At 72.1% G+C, this 22,520-nt stretch carries 18 protein-coding genes; 5 read left to right on the top strand and 13 right to left on the bottom strand.

Annotated features, from left to right (window positions below):
• The first annotated feature begins 4 nt into the window (after positions 1-4).
• Positions 5-877, top strand: coding sequence for an LOG family protein (locus tag Q392_RS15215; RefSeq protein WP_038209383.1), 873 nt, complete (start codon positions 5-7; stop codon positions 875-877).
• 13 nt (positions 878-890) lie between these two features.
• On the opposite strand, the gene Q392_RS15210 is transcribed toward Q392_RS15215, so the two are convergent.
• From Q392_RS15210 to pncB, 12 genes are all read right to left on the bottom strand, one after another.
• Positions 891-2,975 carry an SWIM zinc finger family protein gene (locus tag Q392_RS15210; RefSeq protein WP_038209381.1) on the bottom strand — a complete coding sequence of 695 codons (2,085 nt, stop codon included), beginning with the start codon at positions 2,973-2,975 and terminating at the stop codon, positions 891-893.
• Positions 2,975-4,120, bottom strand: coding sequence for a VWA domain-containing protein (locus Q392_RS15205; protein WP_245610723.1), 1,146 nt, complete (start codon positions 4,118-4,120; stop codon positions 2,975-2,977). Before Q392_RS15205 ends, Q392_RS15210 begins: the two co-directional genes overlap by 1 nt.
• Complete coding sequence (locus Q392_RS15200; RefSeq protein WP_038209506.1) at positions 4,117-4,845, bottom strand: hypothetical protein; 729 nt, start codon at positions 4,843-4,845, stop codon at positions 4,117-4,119. Before Q392_RS15200 ends, Q392_RS15205 begins: the two co-directional genes overlap by 4 nt.
• A gap of 35 nt (positions 4,846-4,880) precedes the next feature.
• Positions 4,881-7,262, bottom strand: coding sequence for a DUF5682 family protein (locus Q392_RS15195; RefSeq protein WP_038209378.1), 2,382 nt, complete (start codon positions 7,260-7,262; stop codon positions 4,881-4,883).
• Positions 7,263-7,266: 4 nt separating this feature from the next.
• Positions 7,267-8,382, bottom strand: coding sequence for an ATP-binding protein (locus Q392_RS15190; RefSeq protein WP_051953515.1), 1,116 nt, complete (start codon positions 8,380-8,382; stop codon positions 7,267-7,269).
• Between the two features lie 68 nt (positions 8,383-8,450).
• The gene (locus Q392_RS15185; protein ID WP_038209375.1) at positions 8,451-8,870 is read right to left on the bottom strand and encodes a hypothetical protein; all 420 of its coding nucleotides are present in this window, start codon (positions 8,868-8,870) and stop codon (positions 8,451-8,453) included.
• The gene (locus Q392_RS34050; RefSeq protein WP_038209372.1) at positions 8,867-12,988 is read right to left on the bottom strand and encodes a WGR and DUF4132 domain-containing protein; all 4,122 of its coding nucleotides are present in this window, start codon (positions 12,986-12,988) and stop codon (positions 8,867-8,869) included. The genes Q392_RS15185 and Q392_RS34050 overlap by 4 nt, the downstream gene beginning before the upstream one ends.
• Positions 12,989-13,228: 240 nt before the next feature.
• The gene (locus Q392_RS15170; protein ID WP_038209361.1) at positions 13,229-14,419 is read right to left on the bottom strand and encodes an MFS transporter; all 1,191 of its coding nucleotides are present in this window, start codon (positions 14,417-14,419) and stop codon (positions 13,229-13,231) included.
• Positions 14,420-14,435: 16 nt separating this feature from the next.
• Positions 14,436-15,896 carry a DNA recombination protein RmuC gene (locus Q392_RS15165; RefSeq protein WP_038209358.1) on the bottom strand — a complete coding sequence of 487 codons (1,461 nt, stop codon included), beginning with the start codon at positions 15,894-15,896 and terminating at the stop codon, positions 14,436-14,438.
• Positions 15,896-16,879, bottom strand: a complete 984-nt coding sequence (locus tag Q392_RS15160) for a 2-hydroxyacid dehydrogenase (RefSeq protein ID WP_038209355.1) — start codon at positions 16,877-16,879, stop codon at positions 15,896-15,898. The genes Q392_RS15165 and Q392_RS15160 overlap by 1 nt, the downstream gene beginning before the upstream one ends.
• An 11-nt stretch (positions 16,880-16,890) precedes the next feature.
• Complete coding sequence (locus tag Q392_RS15155; RefSeq protein WP_038209352.1) at positions 16,891-18,300, bottom strand: sodium:proton antiporter; 1,410 nt, start codon at positions 18,298-18,300, stop codon at positions 16,891-16,893.
• A complete protein-coding gene (pncB, locus tag Q392_RS15150) occupies positions 18,297-19,508 on the bottom strand; it encodes a nicotinate phosphoribosyltransferase (RefSeq protein WP_038209349.1) in 1,212 nt (403 codons plus the stop codon). Before pncB ends, Q392_RS15155 begins: the two co-directional genes overlap by 4 nt.
• Positions 19,509-19,725: 217 nt before the next feature.
• Between pncB and Q392_RS15145 the strand changes: the two genes are divergently transcribed.
• Both Q392_RS15145 and Q392_RS15140 read left to right on the top strand, forming a co-directional pair.
• Positions 19,726-19,959 (top strand): CsbD family protein, encoded by a 234-nt coding sequence (locus tag Q392_RS15145; protein WP_038209346.1) that lies wholly within the window; start codon positions 19,726-19,728, stop codon positions 19,957-19,959.
• Between the two features lie 20 nt (positions 19,960-19,979).
• Positions 19,980-20,393 (top strand): hypothetical protein, encoded by a 414-nt coding sequence (locus tag Q392_RS15140; RefSeq protein ID WP_038209343.1) that lies wholly within the window; start codon positions 19,980-19,982, stop codon positions 20,391-20,393.
• On the opposite strand, the gene Q392_RS15135 is transcribed toward Q392_RS15140, so the two are convergent.
• Entirely contained in the window at positions 20,371-20,823 is a 453-nt protein-coding gene (locus tag Q392_RS15135; RefSeq protein ID WP_038209341.1) for an acyl-CoA thioesterase, read from the bottom strand. The genes Q392_RS15140 and Q392_RS15135 overlap by 23 nt on opposite strands.
• A gap of 184 nt (positions 20,824-21,007) precedes the next feature.
• On the opposite strand from Q392_RS15135, the gene phaP reads away from it, so the two are divergent.
• Both phaP and Q392_RS15125 read left to right on the top strand, forming a co-directional pair.
• On the top strand, positions 21,008-21,559 hold the full coding sequence (phaP, locus tag Q392_RS15130) for a TIGR01841 family phasin (protein WP_038209339.1): 552 nt from the start codon (positions 21,008-21,010) through the stop codon (positions 21,557-21,559).
• A gap of 188 nt (positions 21,560-21,747) precedes the next feature.
• Complete coding sequence (locus Q392_RS15125) at positions 21,748-22,506, top strand: 3-hydroxyacyl-CoA dehydrogenase (RefSeq protein WP_038209337.1); 759 nt, start codon at positions 21,748-21,750, stop codon at positions 22,504-22,506.
• The last annotated feature ends 14 nt before the right edge of the window (positions 22,507-22,520 follow it).

Below are 22,520 nucleotides of genomic sequence, written 5' to 3'. Positions count from 1 at the left end.
CCGCATGTCTTCGAAGAACGCCACCCACCGCCTCCACGACAAACGCCTCGCCGACGCGTGGGCCACGCTGCAGGCCCACGCCGACCAGGGCCTGCCGCTGGACAAGGACCCTTCCCGCCTCGCCTTCGCCGACCCCGAATTCCTGCTGCGCCGCGAGACGCGCGGCCTGCGCATGCAGTTGGAACTGATGAAGCCCGACCTGGAGATGCAGGCCCATGGCATCGAGAACACCATCGTCGTCTTCGGCAGCGCGCGCTTCCGCAGCGAGGAAGAGAGCGCCGCCCTGATCGCCCAGGCCGAGGCGCAGGGCGACGCGAAGGCCGCCGCACGCTGGCGCCGGCTGGCGCGCGGCAGCCACTACTACGAGCAGGCGCGCGCCTTCGGCAAGCTGGTCGCCCACTACAGCGACGACAAGGAGCCGGCCGACAAGCTCTTCGTGTGCACCGGCGGCGGCCCCGGCATCATGCAGGCGGCCAACCGCGGCGCCTACGAGGGCGGCGGTCTCTCGGTGGGCCTGTCGATCGCGCTGCCGATGGAGGAAGCCGCCAACCCCTACATCACGCCGGCGCTCTCGTTCAAGTTCCACTACTTCGCCATCCGCAAGATGCACTTCATGATGCGGGCGAAGGCACTGGTGGCCTTCCCGGGCGGCTTCGGCACGCTGGACGAGCTGTTCGAGGTCGTCACCCTGGTGCAGACGCGCAAGTCCCGGCAGGTGCCGATCGTGCTGTTCGGCTCGGACTACTGGAAGCGGCTGATCGACTTCGAGTTCCTGGCGGAAGAAGGCGTGATCTCGCCGGAGGACGTGAACCTCTTCGAGTACGTGGACACGCCCGAGGACGCCTGGTCGGTGATCGAGCGCTTCTACAAGCTGTAGACCCCGGCGACGCTCACTGCTGCCGCACGCCCTGCGCCAGCAGGCTCAGCGTCGCGAGTTGCGCGACCAGTGCCGGCCGCTGCGAGGCGCGCAGGCCGGCGATCGCGCCCTGCAGCAGGTCGGCGCAGCGGCCCAGGCCCGACCGGCGCAGGCGCTCCGCCTGTGCGTCGGCACGCGCGGCCAGGCCGCCGCCCTGGTGGCGCAGGCCCTGCCGCAGCCACTGGGCGAGCAGCTCCAGCGTGTCGGCGGCCAGCCGCGCCAGGGGCGGCGCCTCGTCATGCGCGCCGTGCAGAGGCAGCGGGTGCGGCGGCGGCACCTCCACCTGCAGCACCACGGCGCGCTGCGCGGTGAGCAGCGCCAGCGGCTGCATCACGGCCCGGCCGGCCTGCAGGCGGACGGTGCCGGCGACGGCGCGCAGCGGGCCCCACTCGCCGGCCAGGGCGCGGGCCAGCGCGTCCACCGCGCCGGGCGCGGCGGCGCGATGCGGCAGTTCGATCCACAGCCGATCCTCGGGCGCCGGGTCGGTGCCCTCCGCCGCGATCTGCGCATGCAGCGTCTGCGCGGCGGCGTCCCAGTGGGTGTGCAGCGTGGCCATGCCGTCGAAGGCCAGCACGTGCAGCGCGCCGGCGGCGCCGGTCGCCGCGCCGGTGGCCGCCTGGCGCGGCTGCACGAAGCCGGGCGGCGCATCGCGCAGCTGCGCCACCAGCGCCGCCACGCCGGGCTGGCGCAGCGGGGCGGCGAGTTCGTCCCACGAGCGGGGCGACAGCGGCAGCACCCCGGTCTGGCGCGCGCCGGCCGCGATGTCGATCAGGCCGTTGGCGCGGCGCGTGGCCGCCTTGGTGACGACCTGGCCGGCGGCCACCTGGCGCAGCGGAAAACCGGCCACGCGCCGGCCCGCCAGGGGCGACGGCTGCCCGCCCGCGGCTGCATCGGCCGCACGCGGCCAATGGCGTTCGAGCACCGTGACAGCCTGCGTGTCGGGATCGGCGAAAAGCACGCTCGCGCCCTCCGCGTCCTCCTGCGACCACAGCGCGGCGCCGAGCGAGACCAGCCGCAGATGGTCCAGTGCGACCTCGCCCTTCACGCCGACGCCGAGGATCTGGCTGGCATGCAGCGCGGGCAGGGCGCCCTGATGCGCCCGCGCCTCGGCATGGCCCGCCGCCCGCAGGCGCGCCCACAACTCGGCCATCACGGCCAGCAGGCGCTGCGCGTCGAAACGGCTGCTGCGCGCCTGCTGCGCCTGCAGCAGTTGCCACAGCTCGTCGACCGCATCGTCGACCCAGCGCCAGCCGAGCGCCTGCACCCCGGCGCGCACGGCCTCGAAGCGGGCCGCCAGGCCCATGAGCGGCTGGCTCGACCCGTCCAGCCACAGGGCGTGCAGCAGGCCGTCGATCTGCACCCGGGCCGCCTGCGCGGCCTCGGTCTGCAGCGCCGCGGCGGGCGGCGCAGGTGCTTCGCCGTCGGCGCCGCGCGGTGCCACCTCCACCATGGTCTCGCCGGCGCCAGGCGCCGGCACGCCGGCATCGCGGAAGGCCCACACGGCCAACACCACGTGGGCGCAGCCGCTCCCTTGACGGCAGTCGCAGCGCGCATGCGCCAGCGAGCTGCGCGAGAAGAAGCGCACGCTGCACATCGGCAGGCGCGCCGAGGGCGTCGCCCCTGCCTGCACCGCCACCACGGGCCGCGATGCCGCCAGCCGCGCCGCCTGTTCCAGCACCGAAGGCGCGAAGCCGGCCGCCAGCGCGGCATCGTCGAACTGCGCCGGGGACCAGGGGCCGTCGGCGTCGTCTTCGGCCGCCGGCGCCGCGGCCTCCTGCATGGCACCAGCCCGCGCCTGGTAAGCCAACACCAGCATCACCCGGTGCCGGCACATGCCGCTGGCCGGGCAGTCGCAGGCCGCGTCGCGCAGGGTGCGTCCGGGCGGCAGGCGGGTGCAGACGCCGTCGTCGAAATGCGCGCTCACCGTGCCGTCGCCGGCCTCCTCCACGCGCGGCAGCAGGCCGGCGGCCACGTCCTTCTGCGCGCGCTTGACGAAGCCGGCGTTGGCCAGCGCCGTCAGCGCCTCGGGGGTGAGTTCGAGCAAATCTGCGCGCGGCATCAGCCCTGCACCTTCTCGGCGAGCCAGCCGGCCAGTTGCCCGGGCGTCATGGCGCCCACCTGCGCGCCCTCCTTCACCAGGCGCGCCGCCATCTCGCGGTCGTAGGCGGGCGCGGCCTGCGAGTCCAGCGCGGCCAGGCCCAGCACCTTGGCGCCCGATTCGACCAGCGCCTTCACGCGCCGCACCAGTTCGCCGGCGCTGCCGCCCTCGTAGAAGTCGCTCACCAACACCACGATGCTCCGGCCCGGGTTGGCGACGAGCGACTGCGCATAGGCCACCGCCCTGGCGATGTCGGTGCCGCCGCCGAGCTGCACCTTCATCAGCAGCTCCACCGGGTCGGACACGTCGGCCGTGAGGTCCACCACCTCGGTGTCGAAGGCCACGAGGCGCGTACGCATGCCGGGCAACTGCCACAGGCAGGCGGCCATCACCGCGCTGTGGATCACCGAGTCCACCATCGAGCCGCTCTGATCGATCAGCAGGATGATGTCCCACGGCTCGACGTGGCGGCGCGTGCGGCTGTTGAAGATCGGCGTCTCCAGGTACAGCCGCCGGCGCGCCGGGTCATAGCGGTGCAGGTTGGCGGCCAGGGTGCGCTTGAAGTCGAAGTTGCGCGCGATCTTCATGCGCGAGCGCCGGCGCCGGTCGCGCGTGCCGCTGAAGGCCTGGCGCACCTCGGTGGCCATCTTCTCCATGATGCGGCGCACCACCTCGGCCACCAGCCTGCGCGCCGCGGCCAGCACCTCGGGGTTCATCAGGTGCTTGGTGTGCAGCACGGCGCGCAGCAGCGATTCCGATGGCTCGATGCGCTCCAGCACCTCCAGGTTGGTCACCACCTCGTCGATGCCGTAGCGCTCCACCGCGTCGCGCTCCAGCCGCTCGATCACCTCCTTGGGAAAGAGCGTGTGGATGGCGTTGATCCACTCCGGCGTGCTGAGGGCCGAAGGGCCCAGGCCGGCGCTGCGCTCGCCGCGCTCGGCCCGCTCGCCGTCGCGGCCGTAGAGCCAGTCCAGCGCGGCATCGGCGGCCCGGCATTCGGCGCTCAGTGCGCCGCACGCGGGCTCGGCCGGCTCGCCGAGCAGCAGGCGCCAGCGCTGGAGGGGATCGGGGATGTCGAGCGGCATGCGGATGTCGCGCTCACTCACGGCCGGCCGTCGCCGGCGGGATCGGCATCGCCCGCCGCATGGCGCAGGCCGGCGCCGCCGGCCAGGCCCATCCCCATGCCCATGCCGGCGCCCGCACCGCCGCCGCCCCCGCCGCCGCCTCGCCCGCCGCCGCCACCCCCTTGGCCCGCCCCGCCCCGCCCGCCGCCCGAGGCGGCGCGCACCGGGCCCTGGCTGGGCACCTGCAGGTCGGCCGGGATCGGCTCCAGGTCGAGCGCCTCGCGGATGAAGCGCCGCAGCGAGGCCACCAGCTCGGCCGTGTGCACCGTGCGGCCGGCCACCATCTCGTTGGCCGCCGCCACGGCGAGCCGCACCTGCTCCTCCGTGCCCAGCAGGATCACGTCGGACAGCGCCGCCTCCACCGCGTCGCGGATGCGGCGCCGGCGCTCGGCGGCCGATTCCGGCAGTGCGTCGCGGCCGGCGTCGCCTTCGTCCACCGTTTCGGGGTCCGCCGCCCGCAGGCGCTGCGTGCGCCGGTGCGACGGGTCCACCGACAGGTCGCCCGTGAAGGAGCCGCCCAGCGTCTTGTAGGCGGCGATCAGCGTCTTCAGCCGCTCGTTGATCTGCCGGTTCTCGCGCTCGCGCCGGCGCTGCAGCGTCTGCATGAAGACCAGGCGGATGCCCACCGCCACCAGCGAGACGAGCACCAGGCCCAGCAGGGTGGAGAGGATGGCGGACCAGGAACTGAAGTCGAGGACGTTGCGCATGGTGTCGAATGGGTTGGATGCCGGCCGGGCCGGGTTCACGTCGCCTGCGGGTCGATGCCCCAGGCGGCCAGGCGCTGCATGACGGCCGCCTCGGCGGCCCGGGCCGCCGCCTGGTCTTCCGCCGAGGCGCCGGCCGCCAGCCGCCCTGTCAGCGCCCGCCGCGACAGGTGCCCTGCATCATGCAGCGCCAGCACCTGCCCGGCCAAGTCGCCGCGCTCCTGCGGCGGCAGCCAGGCGAAGGCGGCGCGCAGGGCCGGCAGCGCGAGGACGAACCCGGCGTTGTCGAGGGCCTGCACCATGCGGTCCATGCCGGCGGCGAAGGCGGGCTCGGAGGACAGGACCTCGCGCGCCAGCGCCAGCAGGCCGGTGAGCGCGTCGCCCAGCGTGGCGGCGGGCATGGACTGGAGCAGTTGCAGGGCGTCCGCCACGTGGTGCGTCGGCGCCGCGGCGCCGCGACCCGCCAGGCTCAGGGCGGCGCCGAGCGCCGCGCCGCGGCTGACGGGCGCGGCAGCGGCATCGGCGGCCTTGCGCTGCCACACGGCCAGGGCACGCGCGGGCTCGATGGCCAGGCGGTGCGCGGCCTCGCCTTCGCCGGCGGCGGCGTCTTCCAGTGCGGCCAGGGTGTCGGCCACCACCTGGCGCAGCGCGAGCTGGCCTTGCAGGTGCGCACGCATGTCGGCGGGCGCGATGGCGGCCGGCGGCTCCAGCAGCCACAGCGCGCGGTCGAAGCCGGCCTCGATCACCACGCGCAGCACCGGCGCATCGGCCATGCCGAGCATCTGGCCGTGGCGCAGCAGCGTGTGCAGCGTGCCGAGGGCGGGCGCCAGGTCGTCGAAGCGCGGTTCGTTGGCGACGGCCGCCTGCAGTTCGCGCAGCAGCGATCCGCTCACCGCCGCAAGGCCCGCCCAGGCGGCGCGGTTCAGGCCCTCGGCCAGCGCGGCGATGCGGCCCTGCGCCCGGCGCAGCTCGTCTTCCAGCTTCGCGCGGGCGGCGTCCTGCAGCGTGGCGCCCCAGGCACCGGCCTCGATCAGCGCGGCCTGCTGCTCGAAGGGCTGGGCCAGCGTCCACACCTCGGTGCGCTCGCCCGACAGCGCCCGCTTCGGGCCGCGCGTGCGCGTCACGCCGGGCAGGCCGAGGATTGCCAGCCGGTGCAGCACGCGGCTCCTGGCGCGGCCGGTGTCGCTGAGCAGGTCCAGTTGCAGCGTGCCGCGCAACTCGATGCCCAGCCCAGCCAGTTCGCCCTGTACCGCCTGCACCAGCGGCGGCTGCGGCGTGCCGGGCGCCAGCGCGCCGGCGACGTCGCCGGCCAGCACGTCCATCGCCTGCACCAGCACGGGGTCGGTGCCGGGGCGCAGGGGGCCGCGGTAGGTCCAGGGCAGTGGCGCGTCCAGCGCGCCCTTGACCAGCGCGCCGGCCAGCGCGTCGAGCCAGTCGCTGCGCAGCGGCCGGCCGTGGCCGCGCAGCCGCGCGAGGCCCTGCGCGCGCAGGTGGACGGCCATGAGGTCGGCGGTCGATGCGGCCAGCTTCTTCTCGCGCAGGCGCCGCATCACATGCTGCAGCGCGCGCCGGGCCGCGCCCTCGGCGCCGTGCTCCCACAGCCACTGGTACCAGGCCGGCGACGGCATGCCGGAGGCATAGCCCGCGAAGGCGTCGAGCCGCTTGAAGGTGTAGGGCACGAGGTAGGAGCCGAAGCGCACGGCGGCGCCCTCCTCCTGCGGCGGCGCGGGCAGTTCGGGCTCGTCCGCCGGCATGGCCGGCCACAGCCGCGCCAGCGCGGGGGCGTGGTAGCCGCCGCAGACCACCAGCACCGGGCCGTCACCCCGGGCCATGGCCCAGGCGATCCAGCAGGCCATCATCCGCTCGCGCGCCTGGTTGCCCTGCGATCCGGGGTCGTCCGCCGAACGCAGGCGCTCGAAGTAAGCGGCCAGGCGCGCGGCCAGTTCGTCCTCGGCGCAGCCGTCCTCGAACAGGTGGTCCCACAGCGCGTCGCGGCCCTGCACCGCGAGCCGCTCGGTCAGCGCCTCCTCGTAGGCCTCGGCGCGGCGCTCGTGCTCGGCGTCGGCCACGTCGGCATAGCGGTTCTCCAGCGACGCGAAGGCGTCGTGCCAGGCCGGCAGGTCGATGAAGCGCACCTGCGCCCCGGCCTCGCGCCCCGCCTGCAGCGCCTGCCACTCGGGCGAATGCTCGGCCAGCGGCGACCACGAGCCGCGGTGCATGTCGTCGCCGCAGAGATACGAATAGATCGCCACCGGCAGCCGGTGCGGCAGGTACAGCTCGTCGAGCCGCGCGTTGAAGTCGGCCGGCCCCTCGATCAGCACATGCGCCGGGCGCAGCGCACGGATGCGCGCCGCGACGAGCCGCGCGCAGGCGGGGCTGTGGTGGCGGATGCCGAGGATGTGGGGCTGCGCCGCCGTCACGCGTTCACGGCAGCCGGTGCCGCGCCTCGTAGTACGCCTGCCAGTGCGCGCCCTCGCGCTTGGCCGCCTTCTGCTCGAAATAGCGGCGCAGCTTGGCGCGGTCGTCAGCGTTGTCCTTGACGACGGTGCCGGCGATGCAGTCGACCAGGTCCTGCGGCGAGCCCTCGCGCTGCTCGAGGAACCAGGCGCGCACGCCCACGGCATGGGCGACGTTGACGGCCTCGGCGGTGGACATGACGGCGTTGAGACGGTCCATCGCGCCATCACCGCCGGCGGCGCCGCGCAGGTCGCGGAAGGTGGTGACCAGCAGTTCCAGCACGGGCTGCGGCACGGTCTGCGGGATGCCGCTCTGGGCCAGCAGGCGCGCGGAGGCGTCCTCCACCAGCGCCAGCTCGCGGTCGAAGTCGAGGATGGGGAACACGGTCTCGAAGTCGAAGCGGCGCTTGAGCGCGGCGCTCATCTCGTTGACGCCGCGGTCGCGCGTGTTGGCGGTGGCGATGATGTTGAAGCCCTCGCGCGCATAGAGCATGCCGTGCTCGCCGGCCAGCTCGGGCACGGCCATCACGCGGTCGGAGAGCATGCCCAGCAGGCAGTCCTGCACCTCCAGCGGCGCGCGGGTGATCTCCTCGAAGCGCACCACCTGCCCGGCCTGCATGCCGCGGTACAGCGGCGCCGGCACCAGTGCGCGCGGGCTGGGGCCCTCGTTGATCAGCAGCGCATAGTTCCACCCGTACTTGATCTGGTCCTCGGTGATGGAGGCGCCGCCTTGGATGGTGAGCGTGGACGTGCCGCTGATCGCCGCCGCCAGCAGTTCCGACAGCATCGACTTGGCGGTGCCCGGCTCGCCCACCAGCATGAGGCCGCGGCCGGTGGCCAGCGTGACCAGCATGCGCTCGATGCTGGCCACGGGCGCGACGATCTTGGGTGCGATGGCGAGCTGCGCGTCGCCCAGGATGAACGCACGCGCGGCCTTCAGGCTGAGCTGCCAGCCGGGCGGACGCGGATTCGCGCCGTCCTGCGCCTGCAGCTTCGCGAGCTGGTCGGCATAAAGGATCTCGGCAGGCGGACGCTGCAGCGCGGCTGGAGAAGCGGCGGGATCGGGTTTGCGGGACGAGGCCATCCGGGTTCCTGTGAATCAAGTCGGCCGCCGGCAGCGGCGGCAAGGAGAACAACCATAGCGCGACGCCTTCACGGTCCGCCGATCCAGCGGTAGTGCCCCGGCGGTCCGAATTCCAGCACGCGCGCGCGGCGCTCCATCGAGTAGGTGTGCGTGGCGTCGAAGTGCACGCGGCGGCCGTCGATGCCGCGCGGCGCGGGCGCCAGCACCCAGGAGCCGACGTCGTGCACCGCCATGCGGCGCAGACGCACCGGCGCGCCGCGCTCGCGCGGCGACAGCCATTCGATCCACACGCGCGACTGCACGTGCTCGAAGCCCTCGTCGGCGACGATCACGCGGCACAGGCCGGCGAAGCCCGGCGCCTCGCAATGCGCGCTCGTGAGCACCGTCGAGACGCGGGTGGACACCTCCGGCGCGGCATCGCGGGGCGCCGCTCCTGCGGCAGCGGCCAGGGCCATGCCGGCGAGGGCCGCGCCCGCCCGCCGGCTCATGCCCGCAGCGCCTCCAGGTCGCGGATCAGCTCGCTGGCCGAGATGTCGTCCAGTGCGCTGAAGGCTTCGGGCTCCTGGATCTCGCCCCAGGAGCCGGGCGGGCCGACCTTGACCTCGCCCAGTTCCTGCTCGGGGTACTCGTCGACCATGCCGACGATGATGCCGGGGTCGAGGTACAGCTCGATCACCTTCTTCGCGCCCAGGGGCTTGAGGAAGTACCAGATGCCGCCGCCGTCCTGCGCCTGGCCGCGCCGCCAGCCCTTGTTGACGAGCCCCAGCACGCGGCCGGTAGGCACCTTGGCGCCCTTCCAGCGGTCGAGCTTGTCGGCGGCCTTCTCGGCGTCGCCCAGCGTGTAGGTGTCGCGGCCGATCTGCGCGAAGGGCTGCAGCAGCTCGTAGTCGGCGAAGACCTGGCCGAAGGCCGCGGCGTCGGCGGCCGGCAGTTCCAGCGCGTGCGGCACGCCGATGCGGACCTGCTCCCCTTCGGGCAGCTCGAACGGGTCGTCCTCGGCGGTGGTGAAGCTGCCGTCCTCGGCCACGCGGAAGCAGGAGACCAGCCGACCGCCGTAGCTGCCGCCGCCCTCCACCTCGTACACGCCCCAGATGAGGCGCTGGACGATGTGGCGCACCAGCGGGTGCTCGACCAGGAACATGCGGAACAGCTCGGGCGTCCAGCGGCGGCGGGCGCACATGGCCACCTCCAGCCGCAGCAGCTGCTGGCCGGCGATGGTGCGCACGTCCTTCTTCAGCAGCTTGAAGCGCTCGGTGGCCTCCTTCGACAGCGCAGGGTCGTCGGTCTTCTTCGGCTTGGGCAGGTCGGGAAGGCGGGCCCCCGGCGTGCCGGCGGCATCCAGTTCGCGCACGTAGGGCTTGAGCGTCTCGTCGAAGCCGACCTTGAAGGCGCGCGGGCCGAAGTCCAGGCTCAGCGTGCCCTGCTCGTCCAGGCCCAGGTCGGGCGCCAGGCGGTCCTCCAGCTCCTCGGTCGTCAGGCCGCGCGCCTCGGCGATGGCATCGATCTTCTCGCGCGCCTTGTCCTGCAGGCCCTTGAACTTGATCTTCTGCGCGATGCCGTTGAGCAGCATCAAAGCCACGTCGGAACCGATGGCGGCCAACACGTCCAGCCCCGTGACCGCGCGGGCATGCGCCGACTCGCCGGGCCAGGCGCGGATGAAAGGGGTGAGCCTGCGCGCCGTGTCGTCGTTGCCGAAGAGGCCCAGCGCGGTGAGCGCCCAGCCTTCCTTGCTCGGGCCGCCCGCCTCCAGCCAGGCGCTGAAGCCGTCCCAGGCGAAGTCGGCCAGCGTTCCGGGCCGGCATGCTTCCTGGACGACGGCGATGCCGCCGTAGACCTCCTCGTTGGTCGGGAAGGTGAGCATCTGGCCCAGGTGATCCAGCGCCTCGTCGGGCAGCGCCTTGCCGTTCAGCAACTCGGGCCGGCGCCAGCCGCGCGGCTGCCACCACTCGGGCAGCTTCGCGCGCTTGGTGGGGAAGCGGTCGAGCGGGCTCTCGTCCAGCACGGCGCGCAGGGCCTGCACCGCGGCCTCGTCGCCGTAGCGGCCGGCCACCTCCAGCAGCAGCGCGCCGTGGCCCTGGGCCTGCAGCAGCCGCAGCGCGGAGCCGGCGCAGTCGCGCGCCTCGCCGGCCTTGCCCAGCGCCGGCGCGACGAGGCCGCAGGCCGCATGCTCGGGGTAGCGCAGCAGCCAGGCCCGGCCGGCCTCACGCACCGACTTGAGCTTGGCGAAGGCGCGCGCCGCGGGCGCGGCCAGTTCGACGGCGCCGTAGTTCAGCGCCAGCGGCAGGTTCTCGCTCGGCTTGGAGCGCACCACCGACAGCAGGCCGGGCAGCGCCGGCAGGCCCAGCGAGGCCATCACGTAAGCGGCGCCGTTGGTTTCGGTCTCGCCGGCCACCGCGTTCCAGAACGGCACGGCCACGTCCGGCGGCAGCACGGGCACGTACTGCGCGTCGAACCAGAACCAGTAGTAGCGCTCTTTCTTGCGCTCGGCCACCATCGCATGCCAGGCATCGACCAGGCCCTGCGCATCGCGCCGGCGGATGGCGGCGGCGGCCGCTTCGCCGATGGCGCCGAAGTACTTCTTGCGGTCGTCGAAACCCAGCTCGTCGATGAGCGCCAGCACGTCCTTGGCCGCCTTGTCGTGGCGCTGCTGCTGCCACTGGTTCAGGCGCAGGGCCGCCTCGCGTTCGCCCGGCGCCCACTGCTCCACCGACGCCAGCGGCAGCGGCTCCAGCGCGAGCACGCCCGCGGCCTTCTTCTGCACCTTGGCCAGCCAGGGCGGCGAGGCCAGCACGCCGGGCAGTTCGTCCGCCCCGGCCACCTCGGCGGGGCCGGACAGCAGGGCCAGCTGCCGGTCGATGGCGCCCTGCGCGCCGGCATCGAGCCAGGGGCGCAGGCCGTCGACCAGGCCGCCGTGCGCGCGCAGCAGGCGCGTGAGGCTGGGCGTGAGCAGGCCGGCGTCCTTGCCGCCGGCGGCGACCAGCTTCGACAGCGCCACGATCGCCGCCTGCGGCCAGCGGTCCACCGCCAGCGACAGGCGCGCGAGCGCCGCCTTCGACGTGCTCGCCACCCGGGCCAGCGCCGCCACCGCCTCGGGCGTGCCGATGGCGGCCAGCGCCTCGCCGGCCTCGTCCTGCGCGGCACCGCGCTCCAGCACGTCGACGGCGGCCGTGCCCCGCTCGACGAGCGCGGTGGCCGCCATCCGGGCGTAGCCCCAGAAGCCGCTGGAATAGCTCAGCCGCACCTTCGCCGCCGCCGCGAGGGCGGCGGGATCGTTCGCGGTGAGCAGCAGCCAGTGCGCCGTGTCGGGCGTGTCCTTCTCGCCGGCCAGCCGCAGCGCCAGCGCGTCGGAGAGCTGCGGCCGGTCGGGCAGCAGCAGCGCGACGACCGGCTGGCGGCTGGCGTGCAGCGACGGCAGCGCCGCCTCGATGCGGTCGGCGCAGTCCTGCCACACGGCCTCGGGCGCGGCGGCCAGGTGCTTGCGCAGCGCCTCCTCGCCCTGCCCCAGCGGGCCGCGCCAGCCGTTGCTCATGGGGCGGCTGACGGCGGCGGTGAAGCCGCTCTTGCGGGCCTTGGCGTTGCGGTCGTAGGTGGTGTCGACCTTCACGCGCTGGGCGGCCAGGAACACGTCCACCGCGCCCGGCAGGCCGTACTGCGCCACCAGGTAGTCGACGATGGCCGCGCCGGGTTCGCTCTCGCCGTAGTAGCCGGTGGTGCCCAGCGCCAGCGCGAGCAGCAGCGTGTCGGCCTCCGCGTCCGCGGCAGGCTCGGCCAGCGCCGTGCGGTCCAGCATGCGCTGCAGCGCGGGGCGCAGCGCGGCGTCCGTCGCGCTGACGTCGACGCTCAGTTCCGTCTTCGAGCGCGCCAGATGCCAGGCGGCGGCCACGCTGCGCGGCGTGACGGGCTGCGGGTGGCGGCGCGTGGCGTAGGCGGCGGCGCGGACGGTCTCCGTCAGCCGCAGCGGTTCGCCCTGCGCCAGCCACGGCGGCGTGCCTTCGGCCGCCGGCGCAGCAGCGGCCGGCGCAGCACCGGCGACAGCCCCCTGCGCCTGTTCGCCCAACGCCAGCGCGAGGGCCTGGGCCCTGTCCTGCACCTGTGCCGTGCCGCCCCAGCCGTACAGCATGCCGCTGTTCTTGAGCCGCTCGAAGGCCATGGCTGCGCCTTGCTCGCTCACGCCATGCTGGCGCTTGAGCACGGCGGCGGAGAGCTTGTCGCCCAGCTTGAGCGCGCCCCCGGCGATCTCGGCGCGCACCGCCTCGAACACGCGGTCGCACTGGCTGTCCAGGCTTTCGGCGGCAACGGGCAGTGCGGGCGCGGCGACCGGCGCCGCCGATGCGGCTGCGGGCGCCGGAGCGTCGGCCTGGGGTTTGGCCTCGGTCCTGCCGATGGTGGCGCCGGCCGCCACGCCCGCCTCCTTGTAGCCCTTGCCGGTCTTCTCGCTCACCAGCTTGGTCAGCGCGGCCGCGGCCTTGGCCTCGTCGTCGAAGGATTTGGTCTGGCTCTGGCCCGCGGTGCCGATGCGGCCCCAGCGGATGTTCAGGTCGCTGCCTGCCTGCTCCACCTCCCAGAACTTGCTGGAGTTGCCCTCGACCAGTTCGAAACGTCGCATCGTCGCTCACTCCCCTTCAATGGAACCGGCCGAGCATACCGGCCCGGCATGTCGATGAATCAGTTGTCCATGGCGCGGCACACCACCCGCATCGCATGAAACGCACCATCCCGGTCGGCGAGCGCAGCGAAGCCCTCAGGGCACCCGAGGAACTGGCTCTGCCAGGCCTCTGGGTGCGCCCCCCTCCCGCCGAAGGCGAGAGAGGGGGGAGCCGCGAAGCGGCTTGGGGGGTGCTTCATTTCAATGCCGACCCTGCGGCGTCTTGAGCCCTCGCACCGCCGGCATGCCCAGCGCCACCACCGCGCCGATCACCCAGAACACGCCACCGATCCCGATCAGCGCGCCCAGCGAGCCGAACAGCATCGGCATGGCCACGCTCGACGCGTTGATGGTCATCAGCCGCAGCCCCAGCGCCTCGCCGTGCCGATCGTGCGGGGTGATCTGGTGCAGCATGCTCATCACCATCGGCTGCACGGCGCCGAGCGCGAAGCCCAGCGCCACCGAGCAGGCGGCCATCGTCCACGGCGAGTGCAGCAGCGGGTAGACCGCGAACACCAGCACCGTGACGGCGGTGGAAGCGAGGATGACGCTGCGCTCGGTCGCGCGCGCCGCCAAGAGCGGCAGCAGCACGCGCACCAGCGCGGCGGCCACGGCGAAGGCGCCGAGGATGGCGCCGATGGCGGAGGCGCCCAGCCCGCGCTCGTGGCCCAGCACCGGCAGCACGAAGGCGTGCACATCCCAACTGGAGGACTGCAGCCAGTTGACGAACAGCAGCCGGCGGAACATCGGTGCGTGCAGCAGGTCCCAGGCGCGCGTGGGCGCCTGGCCGGCGGGCGGCGGCGTGGGCGCCGGCTCCTGCGCGCGGCGCACCAGCAGCCAGCAGGCCACCGGCAGCAGCGCCAGCAGCACGAAGCACAGGCGGAAGGCCAGCGGATCGGCCGCCTGTCCGCCGAAGGGCGCGCTCGCGTGGTCGATGAGCAGCCCGGCGGCGAAGGGGCCGAGGAAATTGGCCACCGCCGGCGCGATGGCCAGCCAGCTGAACACGCGCTTGAGCTGCGCCGGCCCATGCGCGGCGCGGCCGACGTGGCGCTGCAGCGCGATCACGGTCGCGCCGGTGGCGCCGCCGGTCAGCAGCGCGGCCACGCACAGCACTCCGAAGTGCGGCCAGGCGACGGCCATCGCCGGCCCCGCCACGGCCGCGACCACCGACAGCCGCAGCGGCCGCTTGAAGCCGTGCCGGTCGGCGAAGCGGCCGGCCGGCAGCGCCAGGAACACCTGCGTGAGCGCGAACAGCGCGATCAGCACGCCCACCGCGGCGGCGCTGTGGCCCTGCTGCAGCGCCAGCAGCGGCGTCGCCAGGCGCATGCCGGCCATGGTGGCGTGCAGGCACACCTGCGCGGCGATCAGGCGCAGCAGCTCGGCGCCGTTCATGACGGGCGCACGCAGCTCAAGCGCCGCCCTCGTCGTCCGCCCCGCCGGCCGCCGCGTCCAGGCCGGGCAGCAGCGCCTGGGCCTGCGCATCGGGCAGCGCCTCGACGCTGCGCAGCCGGCGCGTCAGCACGTTGGTGCGCGTCTGCGTCTGGTCGAGCGTGTTGAGCACGGTCTGCGTCTGCTTCTTCACCTTGTCCAGCACCTCGCCGAACTTCATGAACTCGGTCTTCACCGCGCCCAGCACCTGCCAGACCTCGCTGCTGCGCTTTTCCAGCGCCAGCGTGCGAAAGCCCATCTGCAGCGAGTTGAGCATGGCCAGCAGCGTGGTCGGCCCGGCCAGCGTGACGCGGTGCTCACGCTGCAGCGACTCCACCAGGCCCGGCCGGCGCAGCACCTCGGCGTACAGGCCCTCGGTGGGCAGGAACAGGATGGCGAAGTCGGTGGTGTGCGGCGGCTCGACGTACTTCTCGCGGATGCCGCGCGCCTCCAGGCGGATGCGCGTCTCCAGCGCCTTGGCCGCCGCCTCCGCCGCGAGCGCGTCGGCGCGCTGCTGGGCGTCCAGCAGGCGCTCGTAGTCCTCGTTGGGGAACTTGGCGTCGATCGGCAGCCAGACCGGCTGCCCGCCCTCGGAGCGTCCCGGCAGGCGGATGGCGAAGTCCACCGCGTGCCGCAGGTCCGGGCGCGTGGCCACCTGCGCGGCGTACTGCTCGGGCGAGAGCACCTGCTCCAGCAGCGCGCCGAGCTGCGCCTCGCCGAACATGCCGCGCGTCTTCACGTTGGTCAGCAGGTGCTTGAGGTCGCCCACGCCCTGCGCCAGCGTCTGCATCTCGCCCAGGCCCTTGTAGACCTGTTCCAGCCGCTCGGCCACCTGCTTGAAGCTCTCGCCCAGGCGCGCCTCCAGCGTGGTCTGCAGCTTCTCGTCCACCACCTGGCGCATCTCGTCGAGCTTGGTGGCGTTGCTGGCCTGCAGTTGCGCGAGCTGCTGCTCCATCGTCGCGCGCACCTCGGCCATGCGGCGCGCGTTGGTCTCGCTCAGCGCCTGCAGCTGCGTGTTGAGCGTCTGCGCCAGCTGCTCTGTGGTGGCGCGCACCTCGGCCAGCCGGCGCGCGTTGGATTCGGTCAGGCCGTGGAGCTGGGTGTTGAGCGTCTCGCCCAGCGAGCCCTGCATGCGCGCCAGTTGCTGGGCGAAGGCGTCGATCTGCGCGTTCTGCGTGCGCGCCGTCTCCGCGCCCTGGGCCAGCAGCGTCTGCTGGAAGGTGGCAAGCTGCTGCGCACTTTCCTGGCGCGTCGCGCGGGCGGATTCGGCAAGCTCCTGGCGCAGGCTGCGCTCGGACTTGTCGACGGCCGCGCCGACGACGGAGGACAACACCCCGCCGTCGGGCGGCGGCGGGCGGCGCAGCAGCAGCCACAGCAGCAGGACGAGATTGACCGCCGCCAGCGCCAGCAGCAGCCAGGTCTCCAGGGGGAACGTATCCATCAGGCCTTCACCACCTCCGGGTTCAGCGGCGTCTTCGGCTCGCCGTGCACCAGGTAGCCGACCAGGTTGTCCACCGCCAGGTCGGCCATCGCGCGACGCGTCGGCACCGTGGCGCTGGCGATGTGCGGGGTGAGCACCACGTTGGGCACGGTCAGCAGGTCGGGATGCACCTGGGGTTCGCCCTCGAACACGTCGAGCCCGGCGGCGGCGATGCGCTTCTCGCGCAGCGCCGCGGCGAGCGCCGCGTCGTCGACGATGCCGCCGCGCGCGATGTTGATCAGCGTGGCGGTCGGCTTCATCAGCGCCAGCTCGGCCGCGCCGATGGTGTGGTGCGATTCGGGCGTGTACGGCACCACCAGCACCACGTGGTCGGCGGTCTTCAGCAGCTCTTCCTTGCCGGCGTAGCCGGCCTTGCATTCCGCTTCCAGCGCGGGCGCGAGGCGCGAGCGGTTGTGGTAGATCACCTTCATGCCGAAGCCGTGCGCGCCGCGCTTGGCGATGCCCTGCCCGATGCGGCCCATGCCGATGATGCCCAGCGTGCTGCCGTGCACCTCGCCGCCGGCGAACATGTCGTAGGACCATTTGGTCCACTTCCCGGCGCGCAGGAAATGCTCGCTCTCGGTGAGGCGGCGGGCCGTGGCCATCAGCAGCGCGAAGCCGAAGTCCGCGGTGGTCTCGGTCAGCACGTCCGGCGCGTTGGTGGCGAGCACGCCGCGCGCGGTCATGGCCGGCACGTCGAAGTTGTTGTAGCCCACGGCCATGTTGGCGCAGATCCTCAGGTCCGGGCAGGCGTCGAGCACCTCGGCGTCGATGCGCTCGCTGCCGGTGGTGAAGACGCCCGCCTTGCCCTTCAGCTTCCCGATGAGCTGCGCCTTGCTCCACAGCGCATCGTCGGGATTGGTCTCGACCTCGAAATGCTCTTCCAGCCGCGCGATGGCCTCGGGAAAGACGGCACGGGCGACCAGGACCTTGGGCTTGCTCATGGACATGAACCTCAGCGGAAGAAGATGAAAGTGGCGATGACGAACAGCGGCAGCAGGATGCCGCACGACCAGGCCATGTAGCCGAAGAAGCTGGGCATCCGCACGCCGCGGCTCTCGGCGATGGCCTTGACCATCAGGTTGGGCGCGTTGCCGATGTAGCTGTTGGCGCCCATGAACACCGCGCCGGCCGAGATGGCGGCCAGCGTGGCGGCATGGGTGGTCATCAGCGTGGCGGCGTCGCCCCCGGCGGTGTTGAAGAAGACCAGGTAGGTCGGCGCGTTGTCCAGGAAGGAGCTGAGCGCGCCCGTGGCCCAGAAGTACGCCGCCGGGCTGGGCTGGCCGTCGGGCCGCGTGACGGCGGCGACGATGGCGCCGAAGGGCCCCTCGGTGCCGGCCTTGAGCATGGCGATCACCGGCACGATGGTCAGGAAGATGCCGGCGAAGAGCTTGGCGACCTCCAGCATCGGCTCCCAGCCGAACTGGTTGGCCTCGTGCACCTCGCGGCGCGTGATCTTGAGCGACACCAGCGTCACGGCGATGAGGCCGGCGTCGCGCACCAGGCCCGGCAGGCCGACCGGCGTGCCGAAGACGTCGAAGGCCACGGTCGACTGCCACACCCCGCTCATCAGCACCAGCCCCACGATGGCGGCCAGCAGCCAGAAGTTGGCCGCGCCGTCGAAGACGACGCCGCGCGTGTCGGGCGTCGGGTCCAGCGGCATCACGCCCTCGTTCCGGTAGTAGAAGCGGTCCAGCGCATAGAAGCCGGCCAGCAGCGCGGCCAGCATGAACAGCGTGTCGGGCAGCAGGTGGACCGTCGTCCAGAAGAAATCCACGCCCTTGAGGAAGCCCAGGAACAGCGGCGGGTCGCCCAGCGGCGTGAGCGAGCCGCCGACGTTCGACACGATGAAGATGAAGAACACGACCACGTGCACCCGGTGGCGCCGGTTGTCGTTGGCGCGGATCAGCGGGCGGATCAGCAGCATCGAGGCGCCGGTCGTGCCCATCACGCTGGCCAGCACCGCGCCGATGGCGAGGATGACGGTGTTCAGCCCCGGCGAGCCGTGCAGGTTGCCGCGGATGTGGATGCCGCCGGCCACGGTGAACAGCGCCGTCAGCAGCAGGATGAAGGGGATGTACTCGCCCACCAGCGCATGCACGAACTGGCTGCCGGTGGCGGCCGGGCCGAACGCCGCGGCGAAGGGCAGCAGGAAGGCCAGCGACCAGGCGGCCGCCACCTTGCCGAAGTGGTGGTGCCAGAAGCCCGGCGCCAGCATCGGCAGCAGCGCGATCGACAGCAGGATGCCGGCGAAGGGCACGGCCCACAGCGGCGACAGCGCCGCGCCGTCGATCTCGGCGGCGCCCGCGGCGGCGGGCAGCAGCAGCGCGGCCAGGCCGGCCGCCAGGGTGGCCGCCGCCTTCATGCGGCGGGCTGCTCGATCTGGAACACCTGGCGCAGGTAGGCCAGGTACTTCTCGTCCTCGCACATGTTCTTGGACGGCGTGTCCGAGAGCTTGGCCACCGGCTGGCCGTTGCAGCGGATCATCTTGATCACGATCTGCAGCGGCTCGTAGCCCAGGTCGTTGGTCAGGTTGGTGCCGATGCCGAAGGCCAGGATGCAGCGGCCGCGGAACTGCCGGTACAGCTCGATGGTGCGCGGCATGGTCAGGCTGTCGCTGAAGATCAGCGTCTTGGTGCGCGGGTCCACCCGGTTGGCGATGTAGTGGGCGATCATGCGCTCGCCCCACTGGAACGGATCGCCGCTGTCGTGGCGCGCGCCGTCGAACAGCTTGCAGAAGTACAGGTCGTAGTCGCGCAGGAAGGCGTCCATGCCGTACACGTCCGACAGCGTGATGCCCAGGTCGCCGCGGTACTCGCGCGCCCACATCTCGAAGCCGTAGGTCTGGCTGTCGCGCAGCCGCGGCCCCAGCGCCTGGCAGGCCTGAAGGTACTCGTGCGCCATCGTGCCCAGGGGGATCAGGCCCAGCTTCATCGCATAGAGCACGTTGCTGGTGCCGGCCAGCTGCGGCTGGCGCTCGGTGACGGGCGCGCCGGGCGTCACCGCGCCCAGGCGCGCGGCCAGGGTACGCAGCACTTCCTCGTGCCACTCCTTGGAGAAGCGCCGGCGCGTGCCGTAGTCGGCGATCTTCAGGTCCTCCAGCCCCTCGCCCTGGAGCTGCTCGATCTTGGCCTCCAGCCGCCGGCGCCCCTCGGCCAGGTCGGGCTGCGGCTGCGTGTTGCGGAAGTACACCTCGTTGACGATCGCCAGCACCGGGATCTCGAACAGGATGGTGTGCAGCCAGGGGCCGCGGATGCTGATCTCCAGCTCGCCGCTGGCCTGGGGAACGATGTCGATGTACTTCTCGTTGAGCTGGAACAGGCCCAGGAAGTCGATGAAGTCGCTCTTGATGAAGCGCATGGAGCGCAGGTAGGCAAGCTCTGCCTCCTTGAAGCGCAGCTGGCACAGCCCGCGCACCTCCTCGCGGATCTCGGAGGCGAAGCGCGCCAGGTTGATGCCCGGGTTTCGGCACTTGAAGCGGTACTCCACCTTCGCGCCCGGGAAGTGGTGCAGCACCACCTGCATCATCGTGAACTTGTACAGGTCGGTGTCCAGGAGGCTGGTGATGATCATGGTGCGGCGCCGGGCGGCTCGGGCGTTGTCTCGGGCGAAAAGGGGTGTCGCAGCCATTATCACGAAGCCCGTCGGCCCGCGCCTACGGGGCCTCGCCGGGGCGTCCTACCGGTCCGTTTTCGCCCGGCCACCAGACTGGATCCCACGGCGGCAAGGCGCCCTGCGCAACGGGGCGCAGCGCATAGACCGCCGGATGTTTCAAGCAAAGGAGTTCGGCATGAACAAGGACACCATCGAAGGCAACTGGAAGCAACTCAAGGGCAAGATCAAGGAGCAGTGGGGCAAGCTGACGGACGACGATTTCGACGTCGTCGCCGGCAAGCGCGACCAGCTCCTGGGCAAGATCCAGGAACGCCACGGCATCAGCCGCGACGAGGCCGAGAAGCAGGTCAAGGAATGGGAGAGCGCCGAGGGCCGCACGCCCGCGGCCCTGTGGTTCGAGAAGTACTGAGCGCAAGGAGGACGCCGACCATGACCACGAGACAGCACCTGCTCATGATGGCCATCGCCTCCGTCTGCTTCGCCGGCACGCAGGCCGCGAACGCCATGACGCGCGAGGAATACAAGGCCGCCAAGGACAAGATCGAGGCCGACTACAAGTCGGCCAAGGCCCAGTGCGACACGCTCAAGGACAACGCCAAAGACGTGTGCGAGAAGCAGGCCAAGGGCCAGGAGAACGTGGCCAAGGCCGAGCTGGAGCAGCAGTACAAGCCCAGCGACTCGCACGCCCGCAAGGTCGCCGAGGAGAAGGTCAAGGCCGGCTACGAGGTCGCCAAGGAGAAGTGCGACGACATGCAGGGCGATGCCAAGAACGCCTGCCAGAAGGAAGCCAAGGCCGTGGAGGCCAAGGGCAAGGCCGACATCAAGGCGATGAAGAAGATGTGAGTGCCTGCAGGGCGCCCCGCAGCGCATCCGGCAGGGGCACGGGGCGCTGCGTGGCGCGGTCCACGTACACATGGACGAAATGCCCCTGCGCCGCCGCCTGCGGCGCGCCGGCGGCGAACAGGCCGACCTCGTAGCGCACGCTGGAACGTCCGGCCTCGGCCACGCGGATGCCCGCTTCCACGGTCTGCGGGAAGGCCAGCGGCGCGAAGTAATTGCACTGCGTCTCCACCACGAAGCCCACCGTGGCGCCGTGGTGGATGTCCAGCGCGCCCTGCTCGATCAGGTAGGCGTTGACCGCCGTGTCGAACCAGCTGTAGTAGACGACGTTGTTGACGTGCCCGTACAGGTCGTTGTCCATCCAGCGGGTGGTGATGGTGCGGAAGACGGGGTAGCTCCCGCGGGCCTGCGGCGTGGGTCGTGATGCGCTCATGCGGCCGATTCTGCCCAGCCGCCGGCGGCCGCCCTGTCGCCCCGGCGTTAGGCAGGCGCCTCTAATCTTGCTGCAATGCAGCAAAAAGGACTTGTAGAGGGAAATCCCCGATGCCATACTTCGATTCATGCTGCACCGCAACAAAAAGAGCAGCGCCCATCCACCTACCTCTGGAGAATTGAACATGGCACTGACCGCTGACCAACTGATCGCCGCCCAAAAGGCCAACGTCGAAATCCTGTTCGGCCTGACCACCAAGGCCTTCGAAGGCGTCGAGAAGATCGTCGAACTGAACGTGCAGGCTTCCAAGGCCGCCCTGAGCGAAGCCGCCGAAACGGCCCAGGCCGTGCTCAGCGCCAAGGACGCGCAAGAGCTGCTGGCCCTGCAGGCCGGCCTGCTGCAGCCCCTGGCCGAGAAGACCGCTTCCTACAGCCGTCACCTGTACGAGATCGCCCAAGGCACCAGCGCCGAATTCAGCAAGGCCTTCGAAGTCAAGGCCGCCGAAGCCCAGCAGGCTTTCGTGAACCTGGTCGACAGCGCCGCCAAGAACGCCCCGGCCGGCTCCGAAACCGGCGTCGCCCTGATGAAGAGCGCCGTGGCCGCCGCCAACAACGCGTTCGAGTCCGTCCAGAAGGCCGTCAAGCAGGCTTCCGACGTGGCCGAAGCCAACTTCAACGCCGTCCAGTCGCAAGCCGTCGCCGCCGCCAAGACGGCCGCCGGCAAGGCCAAGCGCTGATCCCGGCCAGCCGGCCCCGGCGACCACCACCCGGCCGGCTGCACAACCGACAAGTTGTCTCCTTGGGTCCTACGGATCCATTCAGGCCCCGTCCACGCGACGGGGCTTTTTTTTTGGCGAAGCCTGCGGGAGGGCTTCTCTATGATGCGTTTCTTTCATCGAACCCATCACGCAAGAGAGAGACTTCCATGCAGATCGAAGGCAAGGTTTTCATCGTCACCGGCGGCGCCTCGGGCCTGGGCGAAGGCACGGCCCGCATGCTGGCCGCGGCCGGCGGCAAGGTGGTCATCGCCGACATGCAGATCGACAAGGGCGAGGCCGTCGCCCAGGAAATCGGCGCCCGCTTCGTCAAGTGCGACGTGAGCCAGGAAGCCGACGGCCAGGCCGCGGTGGCGGCGGCGCTGTCGCTGGGCAAGCTGGTGGGCCTGGTCAACTGCGCCGGCATCGCCCCGGCCGAGAAGACGGTGGGCAAGAACGGCCCGCACGCGCTGGCCGTGTTCGAGAAGACGCTGCGCGTGAACCTGCTGGGCAGCTTCAACATGATCCGCCTGGCGGCCGACGCCATGGCGAAGAACGAGCTCGAGCCCACCGGCGAGCGCGGGGTGCTGATCTCCACCGCCTCGGTGGCGGCCTACGACGGCCAGATCGGCCAGGCCGCGTACAGCGCCTCCAAGGGCGGCGTGGTGGGCATGACGCTGCCCATCGCCCGCGACCTGGCGAGGAACGGCATCCGCAACATGACCATTGCCCCCGGCATCTTCGGCACGCCGATGCTGTTCGGCATGCCGCAGGAGGTGCAGGACGCGCTGGCCGCCAGCGTGCCCTTCCCCTCGCGGCTGGGGACGCCGGCGGACTACGCCAAGCTGGCGAAGCACATCATCGAGAACGACATGCTCAACGGCGAGGTGATCCGCCTGGACGGCGCGATCCGCCTGGCGCCGCGCTGAGCGCCCGGGCAGGC

Origin of the sequence: Xenophilus azovorans DSM 13620, assembly GCF_000745855.1 — a bacterium.
Lineage (GTDB): Bacteria > Pseudomonadota > Gammaproteobacteria > Burkholderiales > Burkholderiaceae_C > Xenophilus > Xenophilus azovorans.
Note: the sequence above shows the minus strand (reverse complement) of the source record. Positions and strands in the feature narration are given on the sequence as shown.

Excerpts from the sequence above, each read along its gene's own strand:
- Q392_RS15215 (WP_038209383.1), top strand. The coding sequence starts at position 5 with ATGTCTTCGAAGAACGCCACCCACCGCCTCCACGACAAACGCCTCGCC.
- Q392_RS15210 (WP_038209381.1), bottom strand. The coding sequence starts at position 2,975 with ATGCCGCGCGCAGATTTGCTCGAACTCACCCCCGAGGCGCTGACGGCG.
- Q392_RS15200 (WP_038209506.1), bottom strand. The coding sequence starts at position 4,845 with ATGCGCAACGTCCTCGACTTCAGTTCCTGGTCCGCCATCCTCTCCACC.
- Q392_RS15190 (WP_051953515.1), bottom strand. The coding sequence starts at position 8,382 with ATGGCCTCGTCCCGCAAACCCGATCCCGCCGCTTCTCCAGCCGCGCTG.
- Q392_RS15185 (WP_038209375.1), bottom strand. The coding sequence starts at position 8,870 with ATGAGCCGGCGGGCGGGCGCGGCCCTCGCCGGCATGGCCCTGGCCGCT.
- Q392_RS34050 (WP_038209372.1), bottom strand. The coding sequence starts at position 12,988 with ATGCGACGTTTCGAACTGGTCGAGGGCAACTCCAGCAAGTTCTGGGAG.
- Q392_RS15170 (WP_038209361.1), bottom strand. The coding sequence starts at position 14,419 with ATGAACGGCGCCGAGCTGCTGCGCCTGATCGCCGCGCAGGTGTGCCTG.
- Q392_RS15165 (WP_038209358.1), bottom strand. The coding sequence starts at position 15,896 with ATGGATACGTTCCCCCTGGAGACCTGGCTGCTGCTGGCGCTGGCGGCG.
- Q392_RS15160 (WP_038209355.1), bottom strand. The coding sequence starts at position 16,879 with ATGAGCAAGCCCAAGGTCCTGGTCGCCCGTGCCGTCTTTCCCGAGGCC.
- Q392_RS15155 (WP_038209352.1), bottom strand. The coding sequence starts at position 18,300 with ATGAAGGCGGCGGCCACCCTGGCGGCCGGCCTGGCCGCGCTGCTGCTG.
- pncB (WP_038209349.1), bottom strand. The coding sequence starts at position 19,508 with ATGATCATCACCAGCCTCCTGGACACCGACCTGTACAAGTTCACGATG.
- Q392_RS15145 (WP_038209346.1), top strand. The coding sequence starts at position 19,726 with ATGAACAAGGACACCATCGAAGGCAACTGGAAGCAACTCAAGGGCAAG.
- Q392_RS15140 (WP_038209343.1), top strand. The coding sequence starts at position 19,980 with ATGACCACGAGACAGCACCTGCTCATGATGGCCATCGCCTCCGTCTGC.
- Q392_RS15135 (WP_038209341.1), bottom strand. The coding sequence starts at position 20,823 with ATGAGCGCATCACGACCCACGCCGCAGGCCCGCGGGAGCTACCCCGTC.
- phaP (WP_038209339.1), top strand. The coding sequence starts at position 21,008 with ATGGCACTGACCGCTGACCAACTGATCGCCGCCCAAAAGGCCAACGTC.
- Q392_RS15125 (WP_038209337.1), top strand. The coding sequence starts at position 21,748 with ATGCAGATCGAAGGCAAGGTTTTCATCGTCACCGGCGGCGCCTCGGGC.